This window comes from Nostoc linckia z4 (assembly GCF_002608075.1).
Taxonomy (GTDB): domain Bacteria; phylum Cyanobacteriota; class Cyanobacteriia; order Cyanobacteriales; family Nostocaceae; genus Nostoc; species Nostoc linckia.
In genome coordinates this window covers 1-19,699 of record NZ_LAHA01000096.1, presented here as the reverse complement: position 1 = coordinate 19,699, position 19,699 = coordinate 1, and the positions used below count along the sequence as shown (strand labels likewise).

The following is a 19,699-nucleotide window of genomic DNA, read 5'->3' as shown; positions in this document are numbered from 1 at the left end:
GCAATAGTCAAAATATCAATTAACTTGTGCCGCTTCGTGCGATCTATTCTTGGATCTGACATCACAGCAAAATGGTCGGCAATGGTAATTTTAGCCTTGAGTTTCACGCTTTGTTGGGGCTAGGTTCTACTTTTACTATGACTCTACCATCAATGAGCGATCGCTCAACCTCCCTGACACACGCGACCAAGCTTTTTTAGTAAGCATGTACTACATTTAGATGCGTTCGCCCTGGAATGATAAAGCGATCGCACAAGTCCCGTTGACCGATAATAAAGGGATCGATGTTTCCCGTTTGCTGTAATTGCACTAAGCAATTTTCTAAATCAAATTTTAGTCCCAAGGCACTTTGATAGCGGTCTTCTGGATTTTTTGCCATCAATTTCATGACAATATCTGATAAAACTTGGGGAATTTCTTTGCTTTTATCTACTAATGGATTTGGCAGTTTTGCAATATGACAATGTACCAATTCCATTGGTTCGTTAGATTCAAAAGGAAGTTCCCCAGTTAACAGTTCATAGAGAGTTACACCCAACGAATAAAAGTCGCTGCGGTAATCGATACCCCGGTTCATTCTTCCTGTTTGTTCTGGCGACAAATAGCTTAATGTTCCTTCTAACCCATTAACATTTTTAATTTCGGTGGTTTCTTTGGGTAGGAGAGAAGCAATACTAAAATCTATCAGTTTAACTTGTTTTGTTTGGGGATGAATCAGAATATTAGCAGGTTTAATGTCCTTGTGAATCACACGATGACAGTAGAGATCCTGAAGAATATCTGCTAGTTGTAGAGCAATTTCCAAAACTTCAGCGATGGAAAGTAATTGTTCTTGGGTATATATTCTTAAGGAAACACCACCAAAATCCTCCATCACTAGAGCGTAACTATTGTGGTATGGTTCCAAGCACAAGAAACGCACAATTCCTGGAATCTCTAAGTTGTTAGTGATATTGTATTGATTGCGAAATTGTAAGAGTTCATTGAAAGTGGGATACTCTCGTTTCAGGAGTTTGATAACCACTGGTTGGCTATCTAACTCTCGTATCCCTCGATATACTATTGTCCTAGAACCACAATACACTTCCTCGACCAAATTGTATCCAGGAATTGAGCAAGTTAAATTCAATATTGCGTTCATTGCAAGTGACTCCATACCAAATTTTAGTATTCTATGAGTCAGTATTACCTTGTGTGGTACAAAGGTAGCCAATAGAAATTACACTGAGTTAATCGCGACTTTTGATACTAATGTATTTTATGTATACACTGCTACTAAATTGCTGTATCATTTAGAGGCACGGGAGAAGAATCGGCGAGTCGTGACTTCTGTGCTTGTCTCCCTCAGGGTGGTTTCATACAAGCGTAGAAAAATGAAAATACTAATAAAGGTATTTAAGTATCTATAGTTTTACAGTATGAATCTGATAGAGCAACTACAACAAATCCCAGACTACCGGCACATTAAAATATTTGATACATCAATCATTACTTTTCAAACATCCTCTAAAAATAAAAATCCGCAATTACTTTTTCCAAAGCAGCTTTGAAGAAAATCAAAGCTGTTTGCTACTCATTTGTGAATCAAAACGATAGCCTAAAAGAATCCAGCAACTTACATATATTGCCTCATGTTACCCAAACCCAAAAAACACTGGACACCTGCAAATTGGGCAAGTTGGAAACCTTTCGGCATCGGCGAACAGTACCCGAATAACTATTGGGAAGTATTTCGGGCAATTTGGCTTTCTCGCGACCAACTGCCCTACGCGTGGAATATCCTAAATCAAGGTGTTTGCGATGGTTGCGCTCTCGGCACAACCGGGATGAAAGATTGGACTTTAGATGGCATTCATTTGTGTAATGTCCGGTTGCGGTTGTTGCGAATGAATACCATGCCAGCTTTTGACCCCGTGGTGCTAGAGGATGTCTCGCAGTTGCAAAAGCAAAAAAGCGCCCAATTGCGAGACTTGGGAAGACTTCCTTACCCAATGATGCGTCAACGCAATGAAAAAGGCTTTCGCCGTGTCAATTGGGATGAAGCTTTAGAGGTCATTGCAAATCGTATCCGTGCCACCACACCACACCGCCTCAGCTTTTATGTTACCAGTCGCGGCACTGTTAATGAAACTTACTACGCCACGCAAAAAGCTGTGCGGGCAATGGGCAGTAATAATATAGATAACGCTGCCCGTATTTGTCATTCTCCTAGCACAGCAGGGTTAAAAGCCGCCCTTGGTGCAGCAGCTACTACTTGTTCTTATAAAGACTGGATTGGTACTGATTTATTAGTATTTATTGGCTCAAATGTTGCTAATAATCAACCTGTTACCGTTAAATATCTGCATTATGCGAAAAAAGCCGACACTAAAATTGTAGTGATTAACACCTACCGCGAGCCAGGAATGGAGCGTTACTGGGTGCCTTCAATTGTGGAAAGTGCCCTTTTCGGTACTAAGTTTGCGGAAGATTTCTTTTTAATTAACATGGGTGGCGATATCGCATTTTTAAATGGCACAATAAAACACATAATTGCCAACAATTGGGTAGACGAATCTTTTATTAATTCATACACAGTAGGTTTTGCAGAACTCAAGGCATCTTTAGAAAGCCAATGTTGGGAAGAATTAGAACAACTTGCCGGTGCATCTCGTGAAGAAATGTACGCCTTTGCCAAAATGGTGGGGGAAGCCAACAAAGCAGTATTTGTTTGGAGTATGGGCATAACTCAGCATGAGTGCGGTGAAGATAATGTGCGGAGTGTTATCAACTTAGCTTTGACTAAGGGTTTTGTCGGTCGAGAGGGTTGCGGTTTAATGCCAATTCGCGGTCACTCTGGAGTCCAGGGTGGTGCAGAAATGGGATGTTACGCTACGGTATTTCCTGGCGGTAAAGCCATCACCCCAGAAAATGCTACCCAATTAAGTCAGCGTTGGGGCTTTGAAGTGCCAGCAACTAAAGGTTTAATTGCTCCAGAAATGATTAACGCCGCACATCAAGGACAATTAGATGTGTTGTTTTCGGTGGGGGGAAATTTTCTCGAAGTACTGCCAGAACCAGATTACGTGGAAAATGCCCTCAAGCAAATACCACTGCGGGTACATATGGATATTGTTCTCTCCAGCCAAATGTTAGTGGAACCTGCTGATACTGTGGTGCTTTTACCTGCCACAACTCGCTACGAAATACCGGGGGGAGTCACAGAAACGAACACCGAACGCCGGGTAATTTTCAGCCCAGAAATACCAGGGCCGCGTATTGGCGAAGCACGTCCAGAGTGGGAAGTGTTTTTAGAATTGGCAAGGCGTGTCCGGCCAGATTTAGCAGAGAAGTTAGTTTTTACTGATACATCTGCAATGCGTCAAGAAATTGCCCAAGTCGTGCCACAATATGCAGGTCTTCAACATTTACAGCAACCAGGCGACCAGTTTCAATATGGCGGTTCGCATTTGTGCTTTGGTTGGAACTTCCCCACAGCCGATGGTAAAGCACACTTTGGAGTTGTATTGCCACCCAAGCGAAAATTACCAGAAGGCTGTTTTTTAGTAGCAACCCGCCGAGGCAAACAATTTAATAGTATGGTGCAAGAACGCAGAGATGCAATCACCGGCGCAGTACGAGAAGCGGTGTTAATGAATGCTGCGGATGCAGCAAAGTTGGGTTTAAAAGATGGAGATCGAGTAATTCTCAAAAATGAGTTAGGCAAATTACAAGGACAAGTTTATCTTGCGCCTATTCAATTAGGTAATTTGCAAGTACATTGGCCGGAAGGCAATGTACTATTAGATAAAAGTAAGCGATCGCTCGAAGGTGTTCCTGATTATAATGCCATCGCCTACTTAGAAAAAATCTAAATTTTTCATTCATAGCGATCGCACTCATAATCCTTGACATTTATCGTATTTAATGTATTGAAGGTGCGATCGCCTACTTACAAAAAATCTAAATTTCCTAGTTTTAACAACATATCTAACTTCTATTGCTACGCTAAACTTATATCACCCCAAAACTTGCAGCCCCCTGAGGAAGCTTTGGAACAACAGACGCAACGCGCCGATCGCTTAGCAGCAAAACTGCGAGAATTAAATATAGATCCGGAAAATTTATAAAAATTAATGGTATCTAAAAATAGACAAATTGGTAGCAAAACCAAAGGACAAGTTTGGGTTGTGGAAAATGGTAAAATGCGATCGCGTTTAGATCATCTCACCACCGAAGAACCATTAGAAATTCGCCTCGCTCCCTTGCAAAAAACTGTAGCTGTTACCATGCGAACACCAGGCGCAGATTTTGAATTGGCTGCTGGTTTCCTCTATGCTGAAGGAGTCGTTAATCGTAGAGAAGATATCCAACGTATTAGTTATTGTGTAGACGAGTCAGTAGATGGCGAGCAACGATATAACATTGTAAACGTAGAACTGCGGCACGGCTTAATTCCAGATTTGCAGCCTTTAGAGCGTCATTTTTATACTAGTAGCGCTTGTGGAGTATGTGGTAAAGCCAGCCTTGAAGCTTTGCATCTGCGGGGATGTCGAGCGATGGTTGCTAATCTAACGGTAACACCTGAAATCATCTACACTTTACCAGACCAACTCCGAGCTGCTCAAGGTATCTTCACTGTAACAGGGGGTCTACATGCTGCGGCCACCTTCGATGCTCAAGGACAATTATTAAATCTGCGCGAAGATGTTGGGCGTCACAATGCTTTAGATAAATTGATTGGTTCAGCATTCCTCAGTAACGAGTTACCTTTCAATAATCATATTGTTTTAGTTAGCGGACGCTCTAGTTTTGAGATTTTGCAAAAATCTGCAATTGCTGGAGTTCCCATTGTCTGTTCTGTTTCTGCTCCTAGTAGTTTAGCGGTGTCTGTGGCCAAAGAATTCGGAATTACCTTAATTGGATTCTTGCGGGGAGAAAGATTTAACGTTTACACTGGCTGGGAAAGAATAAAAACTATGTAACATTGACTGTTCAAGGGCTACAAGCGAGCTAAAGAGCTTGCTGTATAAACTTCATAGTCCTTCAATCCCGCTGATAATATGCTTGCTTATTGCGACTGAAACAGTCAAGTTGTTACATTAACCGCCGAACAAATTCCTCTTTTGGATTCACCTGTTAGTAGTAGCGAAGAAAACCTCAAAAAAATTACCGAAATTGACGCAATGTTTTCCCAGTGCGAAAGTTTGAGCCACGGGTATTTTATAGTAAATTTGGGTCAATTCCTTGTTGTTGTAATCTGGCTAAAAGTTCTTGAAGCTGCTGCTGAGTTTGTTCTAGTTGTTGTTGCTGTTGTGCATTTATCTCTTCTGGAGTTTGGTATCTGTTACCATCTTGGTCATACCAAAACAGCCATTCTCGTGTTCTACCTTGATAAGTACCCTGTTCTCGTCCAATCCCTAAACCAATTTCTGGCATCCAAATTTTATCGCCGAGCTGTAAGGTATACTTACCTTCAACTAAGCGATAAACTTCTAAACGTTGACGCTTACGACGTAGCCGCGTTGGTGCATAAATGACGTAATATAAAATACCTAATTGAGCATAGTCTATTTTCTTTTGTTCGTATTCGCCATTGTAGGTTTGAGAAACCACTTCTAAAGCTAAAATCGGCGTAATCCCTTCTTCTTCCCAGAGAACGTAACTAGAACGTCCATTTTCTCCAACAAAACGTTCAACGCCTAAACTCAAAAACCCATCGGGCACTATAGCAGGTTGTAATGCTGTATGATAAATTCCCATATTGATACCGAAAAACCAGTCATCACGGGTTTGCCAAATCGAGGCTAAGATGGCTAACAATAAATTAGGAATTAATATTTGTAGTTCGTTATCCACAGGGGTATCATCGGAATCTGGTAATTCCGCCGATGAAGGTAGGCAGTCTAAGGGATTGTAATTATACATAATACTTGGTGGTTGACAGTTATCAGTTAACAGGAGCCAGTGCGTTGCGGTGTGGTCTTGGGGAGCCAGTCCGTTGCGGAGGTTCCCGACGCTCGAGGACTCGCTAACGCTGCGCTATCCGTTGTAGGAACTGGCGTGGTTTCCCCCATGAACAACTCGCGTTGGGGTTCCCCCCCGTTGAAGTAACTAGCGTTCATTAGTAAACGGTTAAGCATTTTGATGAGAGCAATGCTTTTCAATATAATTTAACCGCCTGTGTTTGATTAGTTTCACAGCTTATTTCCATTGATTTAAGGGTAACTCAGGTTGTACATAATTCGTAAGAATTCAGGAATCAGAAAAATACTTGATACATCGAAAAATACTTGATACATCAATAGACCTCTTGCAAAAGTAACTTTTGCTCATAGGGGGAAAGGGACTCATGTTAAAGGGAAAAGGGTTTTTATTTGCCCTTTCCCCTTTACCCCTTACCCTTTTCCCCACTTCTCTTAGAAGTCTAATGTAAGGATTCAGGTAGCAGAGTATTGACAAAGAAGACAGTTGAGGGAGAGTATCACAAATATCAACCAAAACGCGTCTCAAGAATTAGACCGAGAAAGCTTGAACCAGTTATCAAAAGAACAACTGGTAGAGATAATCATTGAGCAGAAATCCTGACGCTGATAATATGCTTGCTTATTGCGACTGAAACTGACCAGTTCCTCGACCCGCAATACTTGTCGGTTAAGGGGGAAAGGGAAAGGGGAAAAGGGAAGAAAAAACCTTTAACCCTTACCCTTTAACCCCTTCGGGGTGACGCTCCTTCGTCGCTAACGCTGACGCTAACGCCAGTCGCTCATGGGGGAAACCCCCAAGACCGCGCTGGCTCACCTTTTCCCCAAACCAAATTCCAGTTTAAAATCCTTAACCGAGCAGTATTGCCTCGACCCATACTTGACAACAATCAACCTACCTTGTTGGCTGAATGCTTATATAATCGAAACCTAAATACTTTATCTTGGTCTCTAGTTTCTAATTTTTCTCCTTGAGGAAATCGATCCTGAACGCTGGTGACAAATTGATAATCACCTATCAAGCTTTGTAACTCTGTATGTAATTCCTTTGGACTTAATTGATTGAAAGAGCCATAAAAATTTGGCGAACCATCATAAATATCTTGGATATAGAAATTACCTTTACCTGTATCTACAATCCATTTTGGTGGATTTGCTTTTAAAACAGCAACTGTCTCGCGTGCAATTTTTAAAGTCAGAGCATCTGAGTTGGTAATATCAATCCGTGTTGGATTTTGACAATCTAATAGAGTATAAAGAACTGATGCTGAGCCGTATATAAAACAAGAATCCCCAGGTTTAATATTTTCTTGTAGCATTGATAAAGCTTGTGATTTTTCTTTTGTTACCCTTACAAATTTAGTCATGGGGTGGTCTAGAGGATAACGAGTATTCTGATAAAAACCAGGAATGTAATACTTTGCTTCTACGCCAATGGCATCACGAATCACATATACAGAAAATATGCTGGCTGTAATCAATAAAAATGCCAATGCTAAGCCTTTTTTCCAGTTAATGGAAATTTTAGTTGACATTATGATAGTCAGCGTTGCTAAGAAAATTAAAGCATCGTCATCTGTATATGGTCTACCAGGCCAAGACATCTGCATAGCCCAAGTTGTCCCTAGTGTGAGAGCCATCAGCAGGGGAAAAATTGGATATGGCAATCCGAAAAACTGTTTACTCTTTTCAGGAAAAATACAACTAGCAAGCAAAGCTAAACTAAAGAATGTTCTTGGAACGTCATAAAAAAGTATATTATTCTCACCTAAAATTTTATTGCCTACCAATCCCGCAATAATTAACAAAATTAGTACTATTATTATAGGTTTTATATAATATTTATTAAAAACTTTAATTCCTTGATTTGTTCTATTTTTCCATGTTTTGTTATCTGGTGTTGTCAGTTCATTGGAATTGGACTTTTGAAGAAAGACAAATTTTTCTGGGTTGCCAATGAACATAAAAACTACTACAGACAACAATAACGGCAAAATAAAATATACAATAATTTCTACTATGGAAGAATTATGGTAAATTGCTCCACCTGATAAAGCATCCATTAAACTTAAAAAAGTACTGATATTTTTTTTCTCGGAAGCACCAATAAAAAGATGATAAAGTGCTTGCGATAAGCTGTTATTCCACAATAAAAATCCTACTATTAATCCTAAACCTAAAAAAAGTCCAGTTAAAAATGGAGCTAAAACAGACAACAAATATTTTTTTATATTTCTGAAAACATAGATGAAAAGAACAGTTAAAGTAACTGCTATACAAATAGTACCGTTACTCTGGCGTGCCGCCATTACTAAAGCGAGAAAAAATCCGGATGTAGTTAGATATATCAATGAAGCCTTTTTCGTTAAATTATTCAGGCCAATAATAATAAAAAAACTAGTAATCGATAAAAACAAAGTTACATAGTTATCATTTCCTCCACGGTAAAGTACAGGATGCATGAATAACCATCCACTACAAAGAGAGAAGGATATGAGCCTGGAAGCAAATTGTCTACAAGATAAATAAAAGAAAAATAGGGTGGTAGTCTTCACCAACAACCTAGCAATTAAACTACTTAGGTAATTTTCTCCTAAGATTTTTTGAAAAAAGGCATCTATCCCAATCCCGATAAATCCAGTTTGATAATCAAAATCTCTATAGGGAAAATCGCCATGCAAAATTCTATTACCAAAATGAAATATTTGACTTGTATCCGACCAGTTCATTCCATAAAGGGACAGAGGAAATGAAATGAGTATAATAACGATTAAGAGCAGCAATAAACTAGAACTTTCTCTAAATCGCTTGGATTTGGCAATGTGAATATTCATTTTTTGACTTCAAATTCAAAAGTAGGTTCTACTGGAAATAAAATTCAATTATGGACTACAAGAAAGAGATTTTTCATTGACAGATTCAGGTACGAAGCCATAAGAATCTCGAACCAAATAAAGTGGGCGTCCTTTAACTTCATCATAGACGCGTCCTAGATATTCACCTATCATTCCCAGGCTTAATAGTTGCACTCCCCCTAAAAAAAGCACTGCTATCATCAAAGAAGCGTAGCCAGGAATATCAATCCCAAATAACAAAGTCCGAATTACTAAAAAACAGGCGTAGGAAAATGAAATTAACGATATTATCAGACCAAGATAACTCCAGACTTTTAAGGGAATTAAACTGAATGCAGCAATTCCATCAATAGCAAAGTTCCAAAGTTTCCAATAATTCCACTTAGTATATCCTTGATAACGTTGGGGGCGATCGTATAGTATTGAAGTTTGTTTAAAACCAACCCAAGCAAATAAACCCTTCATGAAACGATTGCGTTCTGGCATTTGTTTGAGAGCGTTCACTACACGTCTATCTAATAAACGAAAATCCCCAGTATTTGGGGGAATTGGAATGTGACTCAATTTACCTATAGTTTGATAGAAAGCACTAGCAGTGAAACGCTTAGTCCAACTTTCTCCTTGACGCGATCGACGAGTTGCATAAACTACATCATAACCTTCACGCCATTTAGTAATTAACTGTTCAATTAATTCTGGTGGATCTTGAAGATCGGCATCAATGGGGACTACTGCTGCACCAGTTGTGTGATCGATACCAGCTGTGAGAGCAATTTCTTTGCCAAAGTTACGAGATAAATTAATGACCTTAATTGCAGGGTTACGATAATGATACTGAATCAAGCATTTGAGGGTATTATCTTTACTACCGTCATTCACACAAACAATTTCATATTTGATGTTTAAACGAACTAATACTGAGACTAATCGTTCAAACAGGTAGTCTATGTTTGGTTCCTCATTATACATAGGAACTACTACAGAAAGCTCTATCTTGTCATTGTTTAAAAGCATGTAGAAAACCTCATACTTGACTTGATTCTGAAAGAAAGAGACACGAAATTAATTTTTATCTTCTAAGAAGAATAAATTTCAGTCATCTTGACGATCTGTGTCATGATTTGATGATTTCAAGACATCTATATTCTTTGACGGAAAGGTGCGCCGACGCCGATACCATGTAGCGGCTGCCACTAAAATTCCAGTTAGTGACAAGGCAAATATCACAGGCAAAAAATCTCCTGTACTAAAAGCTTTTAAACCGTAACTACCTAATAATACAAAGGGTAAAACTCCAGGAACTGTACCCAAGCTTGTACCGATGACGTAATCTTTAAAGCTGACTGAAGTTAACCCAGCAGTGAAGTTTACTAAACCATAGGGCATAACTGCGACTAAGCGAATAGCAAACATATAAAATAATCCAGCCCGACGCACTTCAGCGTCCATTGCTTGCCATTTTCCTGCTAATCTTTTGGCTACTGCTTCACGTCCAATAGTCCTGGTAAAAGTAAAAGAAACAATTGCAGCAATAATCGCAGCTAAACTAGTCCAGATAGTTCCTAATACCGGGCCAAAAATTGCACCGCCAGTCAAATTAAGTGCCGTTGAGGGCAGAATTAGTACAGTTGCTACGACATACAGCAGAATATAGATAATTGGTGCCCAGATGCCGACAGAGTTTAGCCAAGCTTGAATTTGTGCTGGATTAACGCCACCTAGTAGATATGTCACCAAGCCTGTGGCGATGATGCAGACAACGGCAATGAGGAAAATACTGGTTTTAAAATTTACCATCTTCAAGCTTCTGAACTAAAACAATTCATCAACAATTCGTGCAGTAGACTGCTTTGATACGTCATAAACAATTAATACGTGTAATACGTGTACTGTACCATCATTTCCACCGAGTATTACAATAAAGTTCTTGTAAAGTGGACATATTCACTGCCTATGCTACCTACACAAAAAGCTCGAACAGCGATCGCTAAAAGCCAATTCTCTTGAAGGGATGGGTTGAAAGCTACTTACAAAGGTGATTTAGTTCATTTTCATTTGAAATTTAAATTATGTAGCAGTCCCATTTGATTAATGAACTGAATCTGTATAGGCAGGCAAGAAGTAATAGGCAATAGGCAACAGGGTGATAAAAGAGTAAAGTGTACGGAATTTTGTTCAAAAATCAAATAGGATTCCTATATCCACTTACGCATTACATAAATATGACTTTTGTGTGTATTGATGTATTTGTTACTATAGCTGCCGTTAACTTTGAAAATTTAGTCAATTTTTACACAAAAATCTTCAACCAAAAGGCAGATATTTCTATTCCGAATGTATATGCTGAGTTTCATTTGCCGAGTATGCGATTGGGTATTTTTCAACCAAAAGACACCAATAAATCAGAATTTGAAGTGATATCTTTTGATTCGCCGGTTTCTGTTTTTGCCAAAAGTAAGATAAGTTTATGTTTAGAGGTGAGTAATTTGGAAGATGCCATTGCCCACTTAAGTGCTTTGGGCTATCCCCCACCAGGAAAGATTTCCATTGCTTCTCATGGCAGAGAAATTTATGCTTATGACCCTGATGGCAATCGTTTGATTTTACACGAAGCCAAAGAAAGTGGTGAAATGGGAGATAAGAGAGAATAATCACTCCTGAGCAGTTATCAGTTACGAACAAACACTACCAAATTGAGAAATTTAGTAATCGATAGTTAATAAAAAATTATGGCAATAACCCAGAATTATAAATTAAACCTCATTCAATGGTATCCAGGTCACATTGCCAAAGCCGAGAAGAATCTCAAAGAACAACTAAAACGGGTAGATGTGGTATTTGAGGTACGAGATGCGCGGATTCCTTTATCGACTTACCATCCTCAAATACCTCAGTGGGTGGAGGGTAAGACACGGGTGTTGATACTCAACCGAGTAGATATGATTACGCCGCAAATGCGATCGCTATGGATAGATTGGTTTAAACGTCAAGGAGAAACCCCTTATTTTACCAATGCTCAGCATGGCAAAGGTATAGCAGAGGTGGCACGGGCAGCCCAAGCTGCTGGAGTAGAAATCAATAAAAGAAGAAGCGATCGCGGTATGTTACCCCGTCCAGTGCGGGCTGTGGTGATTGGTTTTCCCAATGTCGGTAAATCAGCTTTGATCAACCGTCTTTTAGGGCGGCGAGTAGTAGAAAGTGCAGCCCGTCCTGGGGTAACTCGCCAACTACGCTGGGTGCGAATTTCAGAACATTTGGAATTGCTTGATGCTCCTGGTGTCATCCCTGCTAGATTAGAAGACCAAGACGCAGGATTGAAATTAGCAATTTGTGATGATATCGGTGAGGCATCTTACGATAATCAATTAGTAGCAGCAGCGCTAGTGGATTTACTGAACTATTTAGAAGCTGTAGCCACAGATTTGTTACCAAAAAAACCGCTAGAGTCTCGCTACCAACTCGATTCCATATCTCAAACCGGAGAAGCATATTTGCAAGCCTTAGCAGAGCATCGTTACAAAGGTGATGTCGAACGAACTGCAAGGCAACTTTTAACAGATTTTCGCAAAGGATTATTAGGTGAAATAGGTTTAGAAATACCACCTAATTAACAAGTAGGCTTTTACGGTAATTTTTGAGTAGCGGTTGAGTAGCACTCAAAAATCTGGGCATTCAGCCCTGGTAACGTCTGGGTGGCAGTAATATGTCAAAACTGTTTGGACGTTATCCCCAATCCAGTAAGCGACTTTTTCGGGTGACGCCCCAGATGCTATGGCCCAAGTTGCAAAAGTATGCCGGGTGCTGTAAGCGCTCAGGTACGGTACTAAACCGCGATCGGCTAATTCCGTGACTACGCCGTTATACCTGTAGCCTGGCATATCGTGGGCCCTCCAGCATTTTTCCAAGATGCGTAAATTCAACCGTTGCCCGGATTTAGCTTCAAAAATCAGTTGTCGTGGGTCTGGAGAGTCGGGTCTGATATTCAAAAGCAGGGATTGTAACTTTGACCCCTTGCGGCAGGGAAACACCCGTCGCTTGTTATTCTTGGTTCCCTTGAGAAGATGAACACGGGAGGCATAGGACTTTGATATGGAGATCCGGGTGCATTCGTCGCTAACATCATCCCATGTCAAAGCAAAGGCTTCCCCAGGTCTACATCCTGTCCAAAATAAGAATTTAATTAAGCCACTGTAGTGTGAAAATTTTGAATGAGACTCAAAAGCTTCAATAATTAGATCTCTCTGGTCTAATGTGTAAGCTTTTATCTCGTTGTCCTTGCTACTTCTTTTTGGTTTTGCTAACTGAATCTTTTCAAACGGATTGTAATCAATACAAGATGAATCAACGCCCCACTGACAGCATTTAGAAAAGGCTAAGAGTGTTTTGTATGCTGAGTGATAACTATATTTACTTAGCAATTCATCTCTGATTATTGCAGCATCATCAAGACTTTGGGTTGGCAGTCGAGCGACAATGTTACTTATTTGTTTGTAACTGCCTTCTATTGTTGATTGTTCTAGTTGCTGACTTTGAAAAACTACGAATTTAGCCCACAACTCATGTAACAATGGTTTCGTGACATAGGCTGGTATATTTTTGTAGTTGCAAAATTTATATGATTCAAGGGTGCAGTCAAAACGCCCCAGTGCAATATCTCTTTCTATGATTTCCTTGCGGGAACGGACTACATTCCAGTTGGTTTCACTATCTTGCAGTCCTGTATTTAAGTAGAACTGTTTGATAAACCCAGGCACGCGAAAACGAATAATTAGTTTACCCGTCCGCGCATCACGACTAATCCATTTATCGTCAGGCATCTTCCAAATCTTCAAAAGTTAAATAAATCCTGCTTTCCAACTGATTGGGTGGTCTACAAGGGTATGGATTGGATCGCTCCAACAGTTTTAATCCCATCCCTTCAACATTTTCAGCAAATAAATCTGCGGCATTTTCTACTATTTCCCTTGCAGCCCAAACACGAACTCTAATTAGTTTGGTTGCTTCCTTTGCTGGGGTATCATCACGTTCCCATTCTTTTTTTGCAGCCTGCCAGTACCATCCCAAGCGGTTTAATTCTGCGTAAAGTTCATCTTGTATTTGGTGTGGGAAGGTTAATATTTGGCAGGCTTTAGAATATTTCTGTGTTCGTTTCATAATTCTTCGGATGAAATAAAACGAAGCTAATTTATTAGCTTCGTTTTTAAGCAATTAATACTTAGTACCGATCATCATCATCATCATCATCATCGTCATCATTATCATCATCGTCATCATTATCATCGTCATCGTAGGTGTCGATTATTGAATCAGATTTGTTTTCGGGGTCAAGTAAAGGGTCAACATCGTTTTCTGTTGTATTGTCGTCAAAATCCGTTTTGAGAATATCGCCAGCACTTTCTATAAAAGCTTGATGCACTTCAAGCACAACTTTGTATTTCCTTATTCGCTCGCGCAATTCCCTGAGTTCGGAATTTAATTTGGATTTCTCTTGACGTAATTCCCCAATTTCTTCCTTTACCTGTTGTCTTGTATCTTCATGTAGGGAACGTTCAATTTTTAAACTTAACTTTCTGCGTTCTTCGTCTGGGTCTTCTCCTTCATTGAGTAATATTGTTTCCTCAATGACTTTGTTAGAAAAATTCCCCAAATTTTCAGTGCGCTTAACTGTTATTGATTGAGTAGTAGGCATTGTTTTCTCCTATTGTTGAATTTAGTAAATGGACAGCGATCGCGTTAACGCATCCGCGATCGCTTTTGTATTAATTTGACTGCCTATGGGACGACTTTCGGAGCCGCTTTAGACCGTCTTTAAGTTCTTCTACCTGCTGGCGTTTTTGGGCGCAATTTTCCTCTAACTCCTTCAGATATTTTTGTTTTTGAGCAATTCTGGTATCAGCCGCTTCAATTCGGCGATCCAATTCCTGAATTTCAGGATCTCTATCCGCTAGCCAATCAAAAAAGCGATTTAACATTGTCATCCCCCGAACTGCTTTTTTAACCGCTCCAGGAGTACTACTCCCTCCGAGTAGCGTTTGCCAGTGAAGCCGAGAACCTCAGTCACCAGAGCGCTATCGCTTTTTCCCTCCCCAAAACGCTGAATTAGCCGCCAAAGAACGCGATCGCCATCTAAAAAATTTTCGTCACAAACCGCTTCTGGAGCGGGTTTGAGGGCATTTTCAGCCGATTTTTCGGGCTTGTTCGCGTTGTCTGTGTATGGTTGGAATATGGTCGAACCATACCGAACTGTTGCGGCTTTCATCTCGCGGTATGGGGGGAGTTTGAGCGGCTGATCGTCAAGCAGACAGTGACTTTGGTCGAGCTTCAACCAATTAATCAACTGCTCATTTTTCAAGGATTTAGCATGGGCTAGAGCCTTTTTACCTAGTCGAATGCGGAAGAAAGCATCGGCTAARTCGCTTTTACCGTCTAGTCCCCAGGCTGCTACACGGTCGTACTGGCTAAGTAGCACAGTAAAGCGTTTTGCCTTTCGTCCCCTCCGGGCGTGGCGTTCGAGCCATTCGCTGCTACTGGCAACTTTTGAAACTAGTTCGGGGTACTCTTCTGCGATGATTACCCGTTCAGTACCAACTAAAGCAGCGTCACCCTTTTCGTTACGCAGCTTCATCTGGTTACTCAAGTCTTCCAGGTCTTCAGCCATGCCCAACTCAATCGCCGACCAGTTTTCACCCTTGCCAATTACCTCAAGCCCTTGCCAGTCAGTTGGTGTACCCTCGCACTCATACACTCTCACCTTTCCGCCCACGGTGTAAGCAAGGTATTGGGCTAGGGTGCTTTTCCCTGTTCCCATTTCCCCGATGATCATCACCTGCTTGCCGTCAATCGCACTGATGATATCGGTGATGATTTCTAGCGGTTCCTCAACAACTGCGGCGCTTGCTTCAATGACTTGAGTAATGGGAGATCCAGCGTAAGGAAGAGCATCGTAGACTTTCAGTAAGCGCTTGACGCCAGCTTCAAAGCCGTCGCACAACCAAACACCGAATTTAAAAGTGGCGCGGGTCAAATTAACAGTAAAAAGCGAGACTGAAAACATTACCCTGCCCACTCCCCAAGCGCAGTATCGCAACAAGGTTTTACCATCGGGCAAGTGCATTTCTACCCAAGTGTGCGCGTTGGCGGTTTTGGGTGGGGCTGCAACTTTGATGTCAATCAAATCATTTGCCATACTGCACCTCAATTTTGAGGTAGAAAGTCCCATTGGCTTGCTGCTTACAAAGCGCGATGATGCCAATAAGTAGGGCTGCTATGGTGAGGATGAAAATAATCAATTCCCTCATTCCTCCTCCACGTGGGCATTGAGATAAACTACTGCCTGGTTTACAACTTCTTGGTCTTCGGGGGTTCGCCCAAGATTGGGCTTGTCTGTATCGTCCCTCGCCACTACTGCCGATGCTGCTTCTGCTATTTCCCAGGGGACACCATTGTCTTTTAGGGCTTTGACAGAGGCTTGATAAAGTTGCTCGTTAAATGTCATCAGCCTATCCTCCGGTAAACAAACGAGTTACTAGCAGAGCCTTCACTAACGACTAACTCTTCCTCTGGGGTGTCGGCGATGATGTCAGCCCAGCCGGTTTTGTCATTGTTGAGGATGTTATTTTGGGCAATAGCTCCCAGCCCAGGACGGGCTGATTCAAATTGCTCAATTACTTTTTGTTCTTTGGGTGTTAGGGGTCTATTGGTAGCCATGATAAATTTGGTTAGTTCATAGAGGCGGTTAACACCGCCGAGTCAATCAAGCTCCAGGTAACGACTGGGGCTTTTTTTGTGTTGGGTGATTTGATAGAGAGACGCGAAAACAGCGGCCAGAACCGACCATCAACACTTGGCGGTCGGCGATGCGAACTGCTTTTGAGCGGCTGACTTTGATCATGGGAAATGAACCGTCTGCTGCAAGACTGAACATTTCGTAATTTTGCAAAGATGACCACTCTACAGCTGTCCGGTCTGCTAGGGCTGAGTATTCGACGGTATTCATGTCTGCGGCGGAGATGGCACTGGGTAGCGATGGTAGGTATCGCCTTTTTTCTTGCCTTTCTCTGTTCTTTTTGGGCTTTTCTTCAGATTTCTCTTCGGTTTTTGCCCCTTTGACGCCGTTGTTGCCTTCTAGTAGTTCCATAATCCTTGCATACTGGGGTTGTAGTCCCGCTTATGCGGCACTTAAGTCTGTGCATACTGGGGTTATAGTCCCGCTTATGCGGCACTTAAGTCTGTGCATACTGGGGTTATAGTCCCGCTTATGCGGCACTTAAGTCTGTGCATACTGGGGTTATAGTCCCGCTTATGCGGCTCAACAATGGAGGCGTGATTCTTGCTCAATCGCTTGTATAGCAATGGTTTGAGCGTTTTCTACCTCTAGCGCAGCCGTTGTATTTTCACCTCTGAGGTTGGTGACAAGCTCATCTGAAAGGGTTGTAGACGTTATTTCTGTTGCCAGTTCAAGTAGATCGTCCTCGCCCAAGTAATCGCACCAAGCGACGATGAACCCCGGAATATCCAGGAATCCCCATTCTTTGTGTTGGTATGCCACGCTGGTTTCTTCCCTCAATGAAAGAAAAATGAGGGCGTTCAATCCCGTGGCTTGAGTGCGGGTAAGGCTGTTTGCGATGTCGCTGATGATTTCTGCTGGGGTTTTTGCTAAGTTCATAAGGTTTAGCCTTTGCGTTAATCTGCGTCGGTTGAATTTTGGGTCTTATCCAGGGTTTCTCGCCCTGGATTTGTTATTTTCAATGGACGAAAGCTCATCATTGCGGAAGAGAAGTAAAGCCACATAGCTTCTGCCTGGTCGCCATAGAGGACGTAAGAAGGGTCATGTGGCTCTGAAACTAAATAAATAGAAAGCTCACTCCCCGTGCGTGTGATAGCGGAAACGTTTTCGAGGTTGACTATCGTGTTGTCGTCTATGCGGACTAGATAAGGTTTGTTGACCATTGTTTACTCCTGGGGTGTTGATGTTGCCATCGGATGAGGCACTGATTGTGCTCTTGGTTGAAGCGAAGGTACGAGCATCACGGAYARRAACCAGCCAGAGCGGCGTGGCTTGAGTCCGCGTTTCTTGCGGCGTTTGTTTTGCTGAATGATGTTGTTTTTCTTGGACATGCTTTAGTTGTGTGTTGATGTTTGTCGGTTGTCGGYTATCRGTCATCCCCTAGCAGGTCTTTCTATTGCTCAATGCCGGCAGGCTGCTATCTCTGCCTGGTTTAGGGATTGGTATCAGTTGGGATGCTAGCTACCCAAGCAGTGGCAGGTCTTTACATGGTGCGCTACGGGCTACAGGCTGCCATCTCTGTCAATTTTTGCTTGCAGTGTATAGAATATTCTATTAGGATTTGATGATAACATCCTAATAGAATAATTACAATTAGAATCCTGCTATCCTAATAGGAAATCGATCATGGTATTTTCAAATGCCCAAGGCCAAGCATCTCCAACGAGGAGAGGTCAAGAAAACAGTCAGCATGAGCTTGTCGGACACAAGTCTACAGAGGCTCGATCAGTTGGCAGACAATCTAGGAATCAGTCGTTCCGAAGCGGTCGAAATGATAGCGAGGGGCGAAATGACTTTTACGGGAGAGGGGGATCTGTTGCTGGGGGAACGATTAAGCAGTTCATCGCCGAAACCTTAGAAGAGCTTAAAGAGTCTGAGGCTAGGTCTGATAAGCTGCGTAAACGATTAGTTCAATTGACAAATCTATTAGAAAACGTAGGGTCTTCAAAAGAAGATCCTCTCAAAGAGTAAAGCCGTCCTACCAATAGGTAGAACGGCTTTCTCATGGATATGTCGCCTACTGCCATCAGCAGGCGACGCATCTGTGACTTATAGGCTTGACCGCAGATCGTCTAAGGGCGACTTTGGTTTTTCGTCTTCCAGAGAAGAATTTTTTAAAAAAGCTTCTGGATTGTCAGGGATGAATTCTAGCCGAATGCGAAATCTTCCCTTCTGCCAACCTCCTCCTTCAGTACGCAAAATCTCACACTGTCGCCCTTCCTCCAGAAACCATGCATACTCACTGCCCTTGTTGTTACTGTTCTTGCTTGACCATCGCTCTATTGCTTCAATTACCCGACCAAGTTTGGTCATCGTCTCCAAGTTATAGTCTGTTGCTGCAAGGGTAACAACATCGTCACTGCTCAACCCCAACTTACCGTCAGGATCTAAGCCAAATCTTTCGATATTCATTTTGATTTTCTCTTTCGGCTAACAACATGGCGGATCAAGCTACGAACTTCATCCGCCTTCCCTAATCTTTCCCACTGACCACCAAGGAATAAAACCAATGATTAGAGCTAAATTCACCTGCCAACAGAACATCCTTAACCACGAAACCCAAACAGCAGAAGTCATCCTTTGCCCAGTGACCACCAACCCACCCAGTGAAGAGAACCTGGCATTCTGGAACGCAACCCCAGCCGGAGAAATAAAACTCCAAATCACCAACCCACAGGCCTCTGCTCAATTTGCAGTGGGCACTAGCTACTACGTTGACTTCACCCCTGCCAACTAACACCCAATGCCCAATGCCCAATGCCCAGCGAAGACCTAAGCCAATCAATCCGCCCCCTGGTGGACTATATCAAAACTCAAATCCCCTGCATTTGCGACAAACACGCCGAAATCCTAGCCGCTCAGCTAATAGCCGGACTCCCTGACCTCTTCCGAGAACAACCAGAAACCTTCAGCCGTGCCCTATGCTTGACCCCGCAGATGAGAAGATAGCCCAACTAATCAACCAGACCAACGCCCAGATGCAGCGACTGGGCTGGACGGTAGCCCAGGGAAGAGAGCATTTGCAGAAGTATTACGGGGTGCGATCGCGCTTGCAGTTGACCGAAGAAGAGTTGGACAACTTTCTGTTGTTCTTG

Annotated in this window: 22 protein-coding genes and 1 pseudogene; 6 read left to right on the top strand and 17 right to left on the bottom strand. The window is 41.9% G+C overall.

Features of this window, described 5'->3' with window-relative positions; all coding sequences use genetic code 11:
* Nucleotides 1-220: 220 nt before the first annotated feature.
* Nucleotides 221-1,141: pseudogene (locus tag VF06_RS36985) on the bottom strand (serine/threonine protein kinase); the annotation flags it as partial.
* A 490-nt stretch (nucleotides 1,142-1,631) separates the two neighbouring features.
* Here VF06_RS36985 and VF06_RS36980 point away from each other — a divergent pair.
* From VF06_RS36980 to fdhD, 3 genes are read left to right on the top strand one after another with little or no spacing between them, the layout of a single operon-like run.
* A complete protein-coding gene (locus VF06_RS36980) occupies nucleotides 1,632-3,854 on the top strand; it encodes an FdhF/YdeP family oxidoreductase (protein ID WP_099072268.1) in 2,223 nt (740 codons plus the stop codon).
* A 33-nt stretch (nucleotides 3,855-3,887) separates the two neighbouring features.
* On the top strand, nucleotides 3,888-4,109 hold the full coding sequence (locus tag VF06_RS43245; protein WP_244918244.1) for a hypothetical protein: 222 nt from the start codon (nucleotides 3,888-3,890) through the stop codon (nucleotides 4,107-4,109).
* 6 nt (nucleotides 4,110-4,115) lie between these two features.
* Nucleotides 4,116-4,964: a formate dehydrogenase accessory sulfurtransferase FdhD gene (gene fdhD, locus VF06_RS36975; protein WP_099072270.1), complete on the top strand. Its 849-nt coding sequence runs from the start codon at nucleotides 4,116-4,118 to the stop codon at nucleotides 4,962-4,964.
* Between the two features lie 238 nt (nucleotides 4,965-5,202).
* Here the strand turns inward: fdhD and VF06_RS36970 are convergent, their stop codons facing one another.
* The 4 genes from VF06_RS36970 to VF06_RS36955 form a co-directional block, all read right to left on the bottom strand.
* On the bottom strand, nucleotides 5,203-5,907 hold the full coding sequence (locus VF06_RS36970; protein WP_099072271.1) for a Uma2 family endonuclease: 705 nt from the start codon (nucleotides 5,905-5,907) through the stop codon (nucleotides 5,203-5,205).
* Nucleotides 5,908-6,853: 946 nt separating this feature from the next.
* Nucleotides 6,854-8,797 carry a hypothetical protein gene (locus tag VF06_RS36965; protein ID WP_099072272.1) on the bottom strand — a complete coding sequence of 648 codons (1,944 nt, stop codon included), beginning with the start codon at nucleotides 8,795-8,797 and terminating at the stop codon, nucleotides 6,854-6,856.
* Between the two features lie 48 nt (nucleotides 8,798-8,845).
* Complete coding sequence (locus VF06_RS36960; protein ID WP_099072273.1) at nucleotides 8,846-9,832, bottom strand: glycosyltransferase family 2 protein; 987 nt, start codon at nucleotides 9,830-9,832, stop codon at nucleotides 8,846-8,848.
* 78 nt (nucleotides 9,833-9,910) lie between these two features.
* Nucleotides 9,911-10,615 carry a TVP38/TMEM64 family protein gene (locus tag VF06_RS36955; protein ID WP_099072274.1) on the bottom strand — a complete coding sequence of 235 codons (705 nt, stop codon included), beginning with the start codon at nucleotides 10,613-10,615 and terminating at the stop codon, nucleotides 9,911-9,913.
* Between the two features lie 425 nt (nucleotides 10,616-11,040).
* Here VF06_RS36955 and VF06_RS36950 point away from each other — a divergent pair, with 425 nt between their 5' ends.
* Nucleotides 11,041-11,469 carry a VOC family protein gene (locus VF06_RS36950; protein WP_099072275.1) on the top strand — a complete coding sequence of 143 codons (429 nt, stop codon included), beginning with the start codon at nucleotides 11,041-11,043 and terminating at the stop codon, nucleotides 11,467-11,469.
* A 78-nt stretch (nucleotides 11,470-11,547) separates the two neighbouring features.
* Nucleotides 11,548-12,429, top strand: a complete 882-nt coding sequence (ylqF, locus tag VF06_RS36945) for a ribosome biogenesis GTPase YlqF (RefSeq protein WP_099072276.1) — start codon at nucleotides 11,548-11,550, stop codon at nucleotides 12,427-12,429.
* A 45-nt stretch (nucleotides 12,430-12,474) separates the two neighbouring features.
* Here the strand turns inward: ylqF and VF06_RS36940 are convergent, their stop codons facing one another.
* The 12 genes from VF06_RS36940 to VF06_RS36885 form a co-directional block, all read right to left on the bottom strand.
* Nucleotides 12,475-13,635 (bottom strand): site-specific integrase, encoded by a 1,161-nt coding sequence (locus VF06_RS36940; protein WP_099072277.1) that lies wholly within the window; start codon nucleotides 13,633-13,635, stop codon nucleotides 12,475-12,477.
* Nucleotides 13,628-13,972 carry a hypothetical protein gene (locus VF06_RS36935; protein WP_099072278.1) on the bottom strand — a complete coding sequence of 115 codons (345 nt, stop codon included), beginning with the start codon at nucleotides 13,970-13,972 and terminating at the stop codon, nucleotides 13,628-13,630. The genes VF06_RS36940 and VF06_RS36935 overlap by 8 nt, the downstream gene beginning before the upstream one ends.
* A 61-nt stretch (nucleotides 13,973-14,033) precedes the next feature.
* Nucleotides 14,034-14,507: a hypothetical protein gene (locus VF06_RS41780; RefSeq protein WP_099072279.1), complete on the bottom strand. Its 474-nt coding sequence runs from the start codon at nucleotides 14,505-14,507 to the stop codon at nucleotides 14,034-14,036.
* A 70-nt stretch (nucleotides 14,508-14,577) separates the two neighbouring features.
* Nucleotides 14,578-14,790 (bottom strand): hypothetical protein, encoded by a 213-nt coding sequence (locus VF06_RS36925; protein ID WP_099076832.1) that lies wholly within the window; start codon nucleotides 14,788-14,790, stop codon nucleotides 14,578-14,580.
* A 2-nt stretch (nucleotides 14,791-14,792) separates the two neighbouring features.
* Nucleotides 14,793-16,004, bottom strand: a complete 1,212-nt coding sequence (locus VF06_RS36920; protein ID WP_099073500.1) for a hypothetical protein — start codon at nucleotides 16,002-16,004, stop codon at nucleotides 14,793-14,795.
* Nucleotides 15,994-16,116, bottom strand: a complete 123-nt coding sequence (locus VF06_RS43240) for a hypothetical protein (RefSeq protein ID WP_257207728.1) — start codon at nucleotides 16,114-16,116, stop codon at nucleotides 15,994-15,996. Before VF06_RS43240 ends, VF06_RS36920 begins: the two co-directional genes overlap by 11 nt.
* On the bottom strand, nucleotides 16,113-16,313 hold the full coding sequence (locus VF06_RS36915; protein WP_099072775.1) for a hypothetical protein: 201 nt from the start codon (nucleotides 16,311-16,313) through the stop codon (nucleotides 16,113-16,115). The genes VF06_RS43240 and VF06_RS36915 overlap by 4 nt, the downstream gene beginning before the upstream one ends.
* Entirely contained in the window at nucleotides 16,313-16,525 is a 213-nt protein-coding gene (locus tag VF06_RS36910; RefSeq protein ID WP_099072776.1) for a hypothetical protein, read from the bottom strand. The genes VF06_RS36915 and VF06_RS36910 overlap by 1 nt, the downstream gene beginning before the upstream one ends.
* Before the next feature lie 46 nt (nucleotides 16,526-16,571).
* Nucleotides 16,572-16,955, bottom strand: a complete 384-nt coding sequence (locus VF06_RS36905; protein WP_099072777.1) for a hypothetical protein — start codon at nucleotides 16,953-16,955, stop codon at nucleotides 16,572-16,574.
* Between the two features lie 171 nt (nucleotides 16,956-17,126).
* Nucleotides 17,127-17,366 carry a hypothetical protein gene (locus VF06_RS36900; RefSeq protein ID WP_143874580.1) on the bottom strand — a complete coding sequence of 80 codons (240 nt, stop codon included), beginning with the start codon at nucleotides 17,364-17,366 and terminating at the stop codon, nucleotides 17,127-17,129.
* Nucleotides 17,367-17,500: 134 nt separating this feature from the next.
* Nucleotides 17,501-17,767 (bottom strand): hypothetical protein, encoded by a 267-nt coding sequence (locus tag VF06_RS36895; RefSeq protein WP_099073502.1) that lies wholly within the window; start codon nucleotides 17,765-17,767, stop codon nucleotides 17,501-17,503.
* A gap of 886 nt (nucleotides 17,768-18,653) precedes the next feature.
* Entirely contained in the window at nucleotides 18,654-19,016 is a 363-nt protein-coding gene (locus tag VF06_RS36885; RefSeq protein WP_218963871.1) for a KGK domain-containing protein, read from the bottom strand.
* 97 nt (nucleotides 19,017-19,113) lie between these two features.
* Here VF06_RS36885 and VF06_RS36880 point away from each other — a divergent pair, with 97 nt between their 5' ends.
* Nucleotides 19,114-19,341 (top strand): hypothetical protein, encoded by a 228-nt coding sequence (locus VF06_RS36880; protein ID WP_099072984.1) that lies wholly within the window; start codon nucleotides 19,114-19,116, stop codon nucleotides 19,339-19,341.
* Nucleotides 19,342-19,699 lie beyond the last annotated feature (358 nt).

Excerpts from the sequence above, each read along its gene's own strand:
- VF06_RS36885 (WP_218963871.1), bottom strand. The coding sequence starts at position 19,016 with ATGAATATCGAAAGATTTGGCTTAGATCCTGACGGTAAGTTGGGGTTG.
- VF06_RS36895 (WP_099073502.1), bottom strand. The coding sequence starts at position 17,767 with ATGGTCAACAAACCTTATCTAGTCCGCATAGACGACAACACGATAGTC.
- VF06_RS36960 (WP_099072273.1), bottom strand. The coding sequence starts at position 9,832 with ATGCTTTTAAACAATGACAAGATAGAGCTTTCTGTAGTAGTTCCTATG.
- VF06_RS36955 (WP_099072274.1), bottom strand. The coding sequence starts at position 10,615 with ATGGTAAATTTTAAAACCAGTATTTTCCTCATTGCCGTTGTCTGCATC.
- VF06_RS36965 (WP_099072272.1), bottom strand. The coding sequence starts at position 8,797 with ATGAATATTCACATTGCCAAATCCAAGCGATTTAGAGAAAGTTCTAGT.
- VF06_RS36880 (WP_099072984.1), top strand. The coding sequence starts at position 19,114 with ATGATTAGAGCTAAATTCACCTGCCAACAGAACATCCTTAACCACGAA.
- fdhD (WP_099072270.1), top strand. The coding sequence starts at position 4,116 with ATGGTATCTAAAAATAGACAAATTGGTAGCAAAACCAAAGGACAAGTT.
- VF06_RS36915 (WP_099072775.1), bottom strand. The coding sequence starts at position 16,313 with ATGACATTTAACGAGCAACTTTATCAAGCCTCTGTCAAAGCCCTAAAA.
- VF06_RS36980 (WP_099072268.1), top strand. The coding sequence starts at position 1,632 with ATGTTACCCAAACCCAAAAAACACTGGACACCTGCAAATTGGGCAAGT.
- VF06_RS36925 (WP_099076832.1), bottom strand. The coding sequence starts at position 14,790 with ATGTTAAATCGCTTTTTTGATTGGCTAGCGGATAGAGATCCTGAAATT.
- VF06_RS43240 (WP_257207728.1), bottom strand. The coding sequence starts at position 16,116 with ATGAGGGAATTGATTATTTTCATCCTCACCATAGCAGCCCTACTTATT.
- VF06_RS36940 (WP_099072277.1), bottom strand. The coding sequence starts at position 13,635 with ATGCCTGACGATAAATGGATTAGTCGTGATGCGCGGACGGGTAAACTA.
- VF06_RS36935 (WP_099072278.1), bottom strand. The coding sequence starts at position 13,972 with ATGAAACGAACACAGAAATATTCTAAAGCCTGCCAAATATTAACCTTC.
- VF06_RS36910 (WP_099072776.1), bottom strand. The coding sequence starts at position 16,525 with ATGGCTACCAATAGACCCCTAACACCCAAAGAACAAAAAGTAATTGAG.
- VF06_RS41780 (WP_099072279.1), bottom strand. The coding sequence starts at position 14,507 with ATGCCTACTACTCAATCAATAACAGTTAAGCGCACTGAAAATTTGGGG.
- VF06_RS36950 (WP_099072275.1), top strand. The coding sequence starts at position 11,041 with ATGACTTTTGTGTGTATTGATGTATTTGTTACTATAGCTGCCGTTAAC.
- VF06_RS36905 (WP_099072777.1), bottom strand. The coding sequence starts at position 16,955 with ATGGAACTACTAGAAGGCAACAACGGCGTCAAAGGGGCAAAAACCGAA.
- ylqF (WP_099072276.1), top strand. The coding sequence starts at position 11,548 with ATGGCAATAACCCAGAATTATAAATTAAACCTCATTCAATGGTATCCA.
- VF06_RS36970 (WP_099072271.1), bottom strand. The coding sequence starts at position 5,907 with ATGTATAATTACAATCCCTTAGACTGCCTACCTTCATCGGCGGAATTA.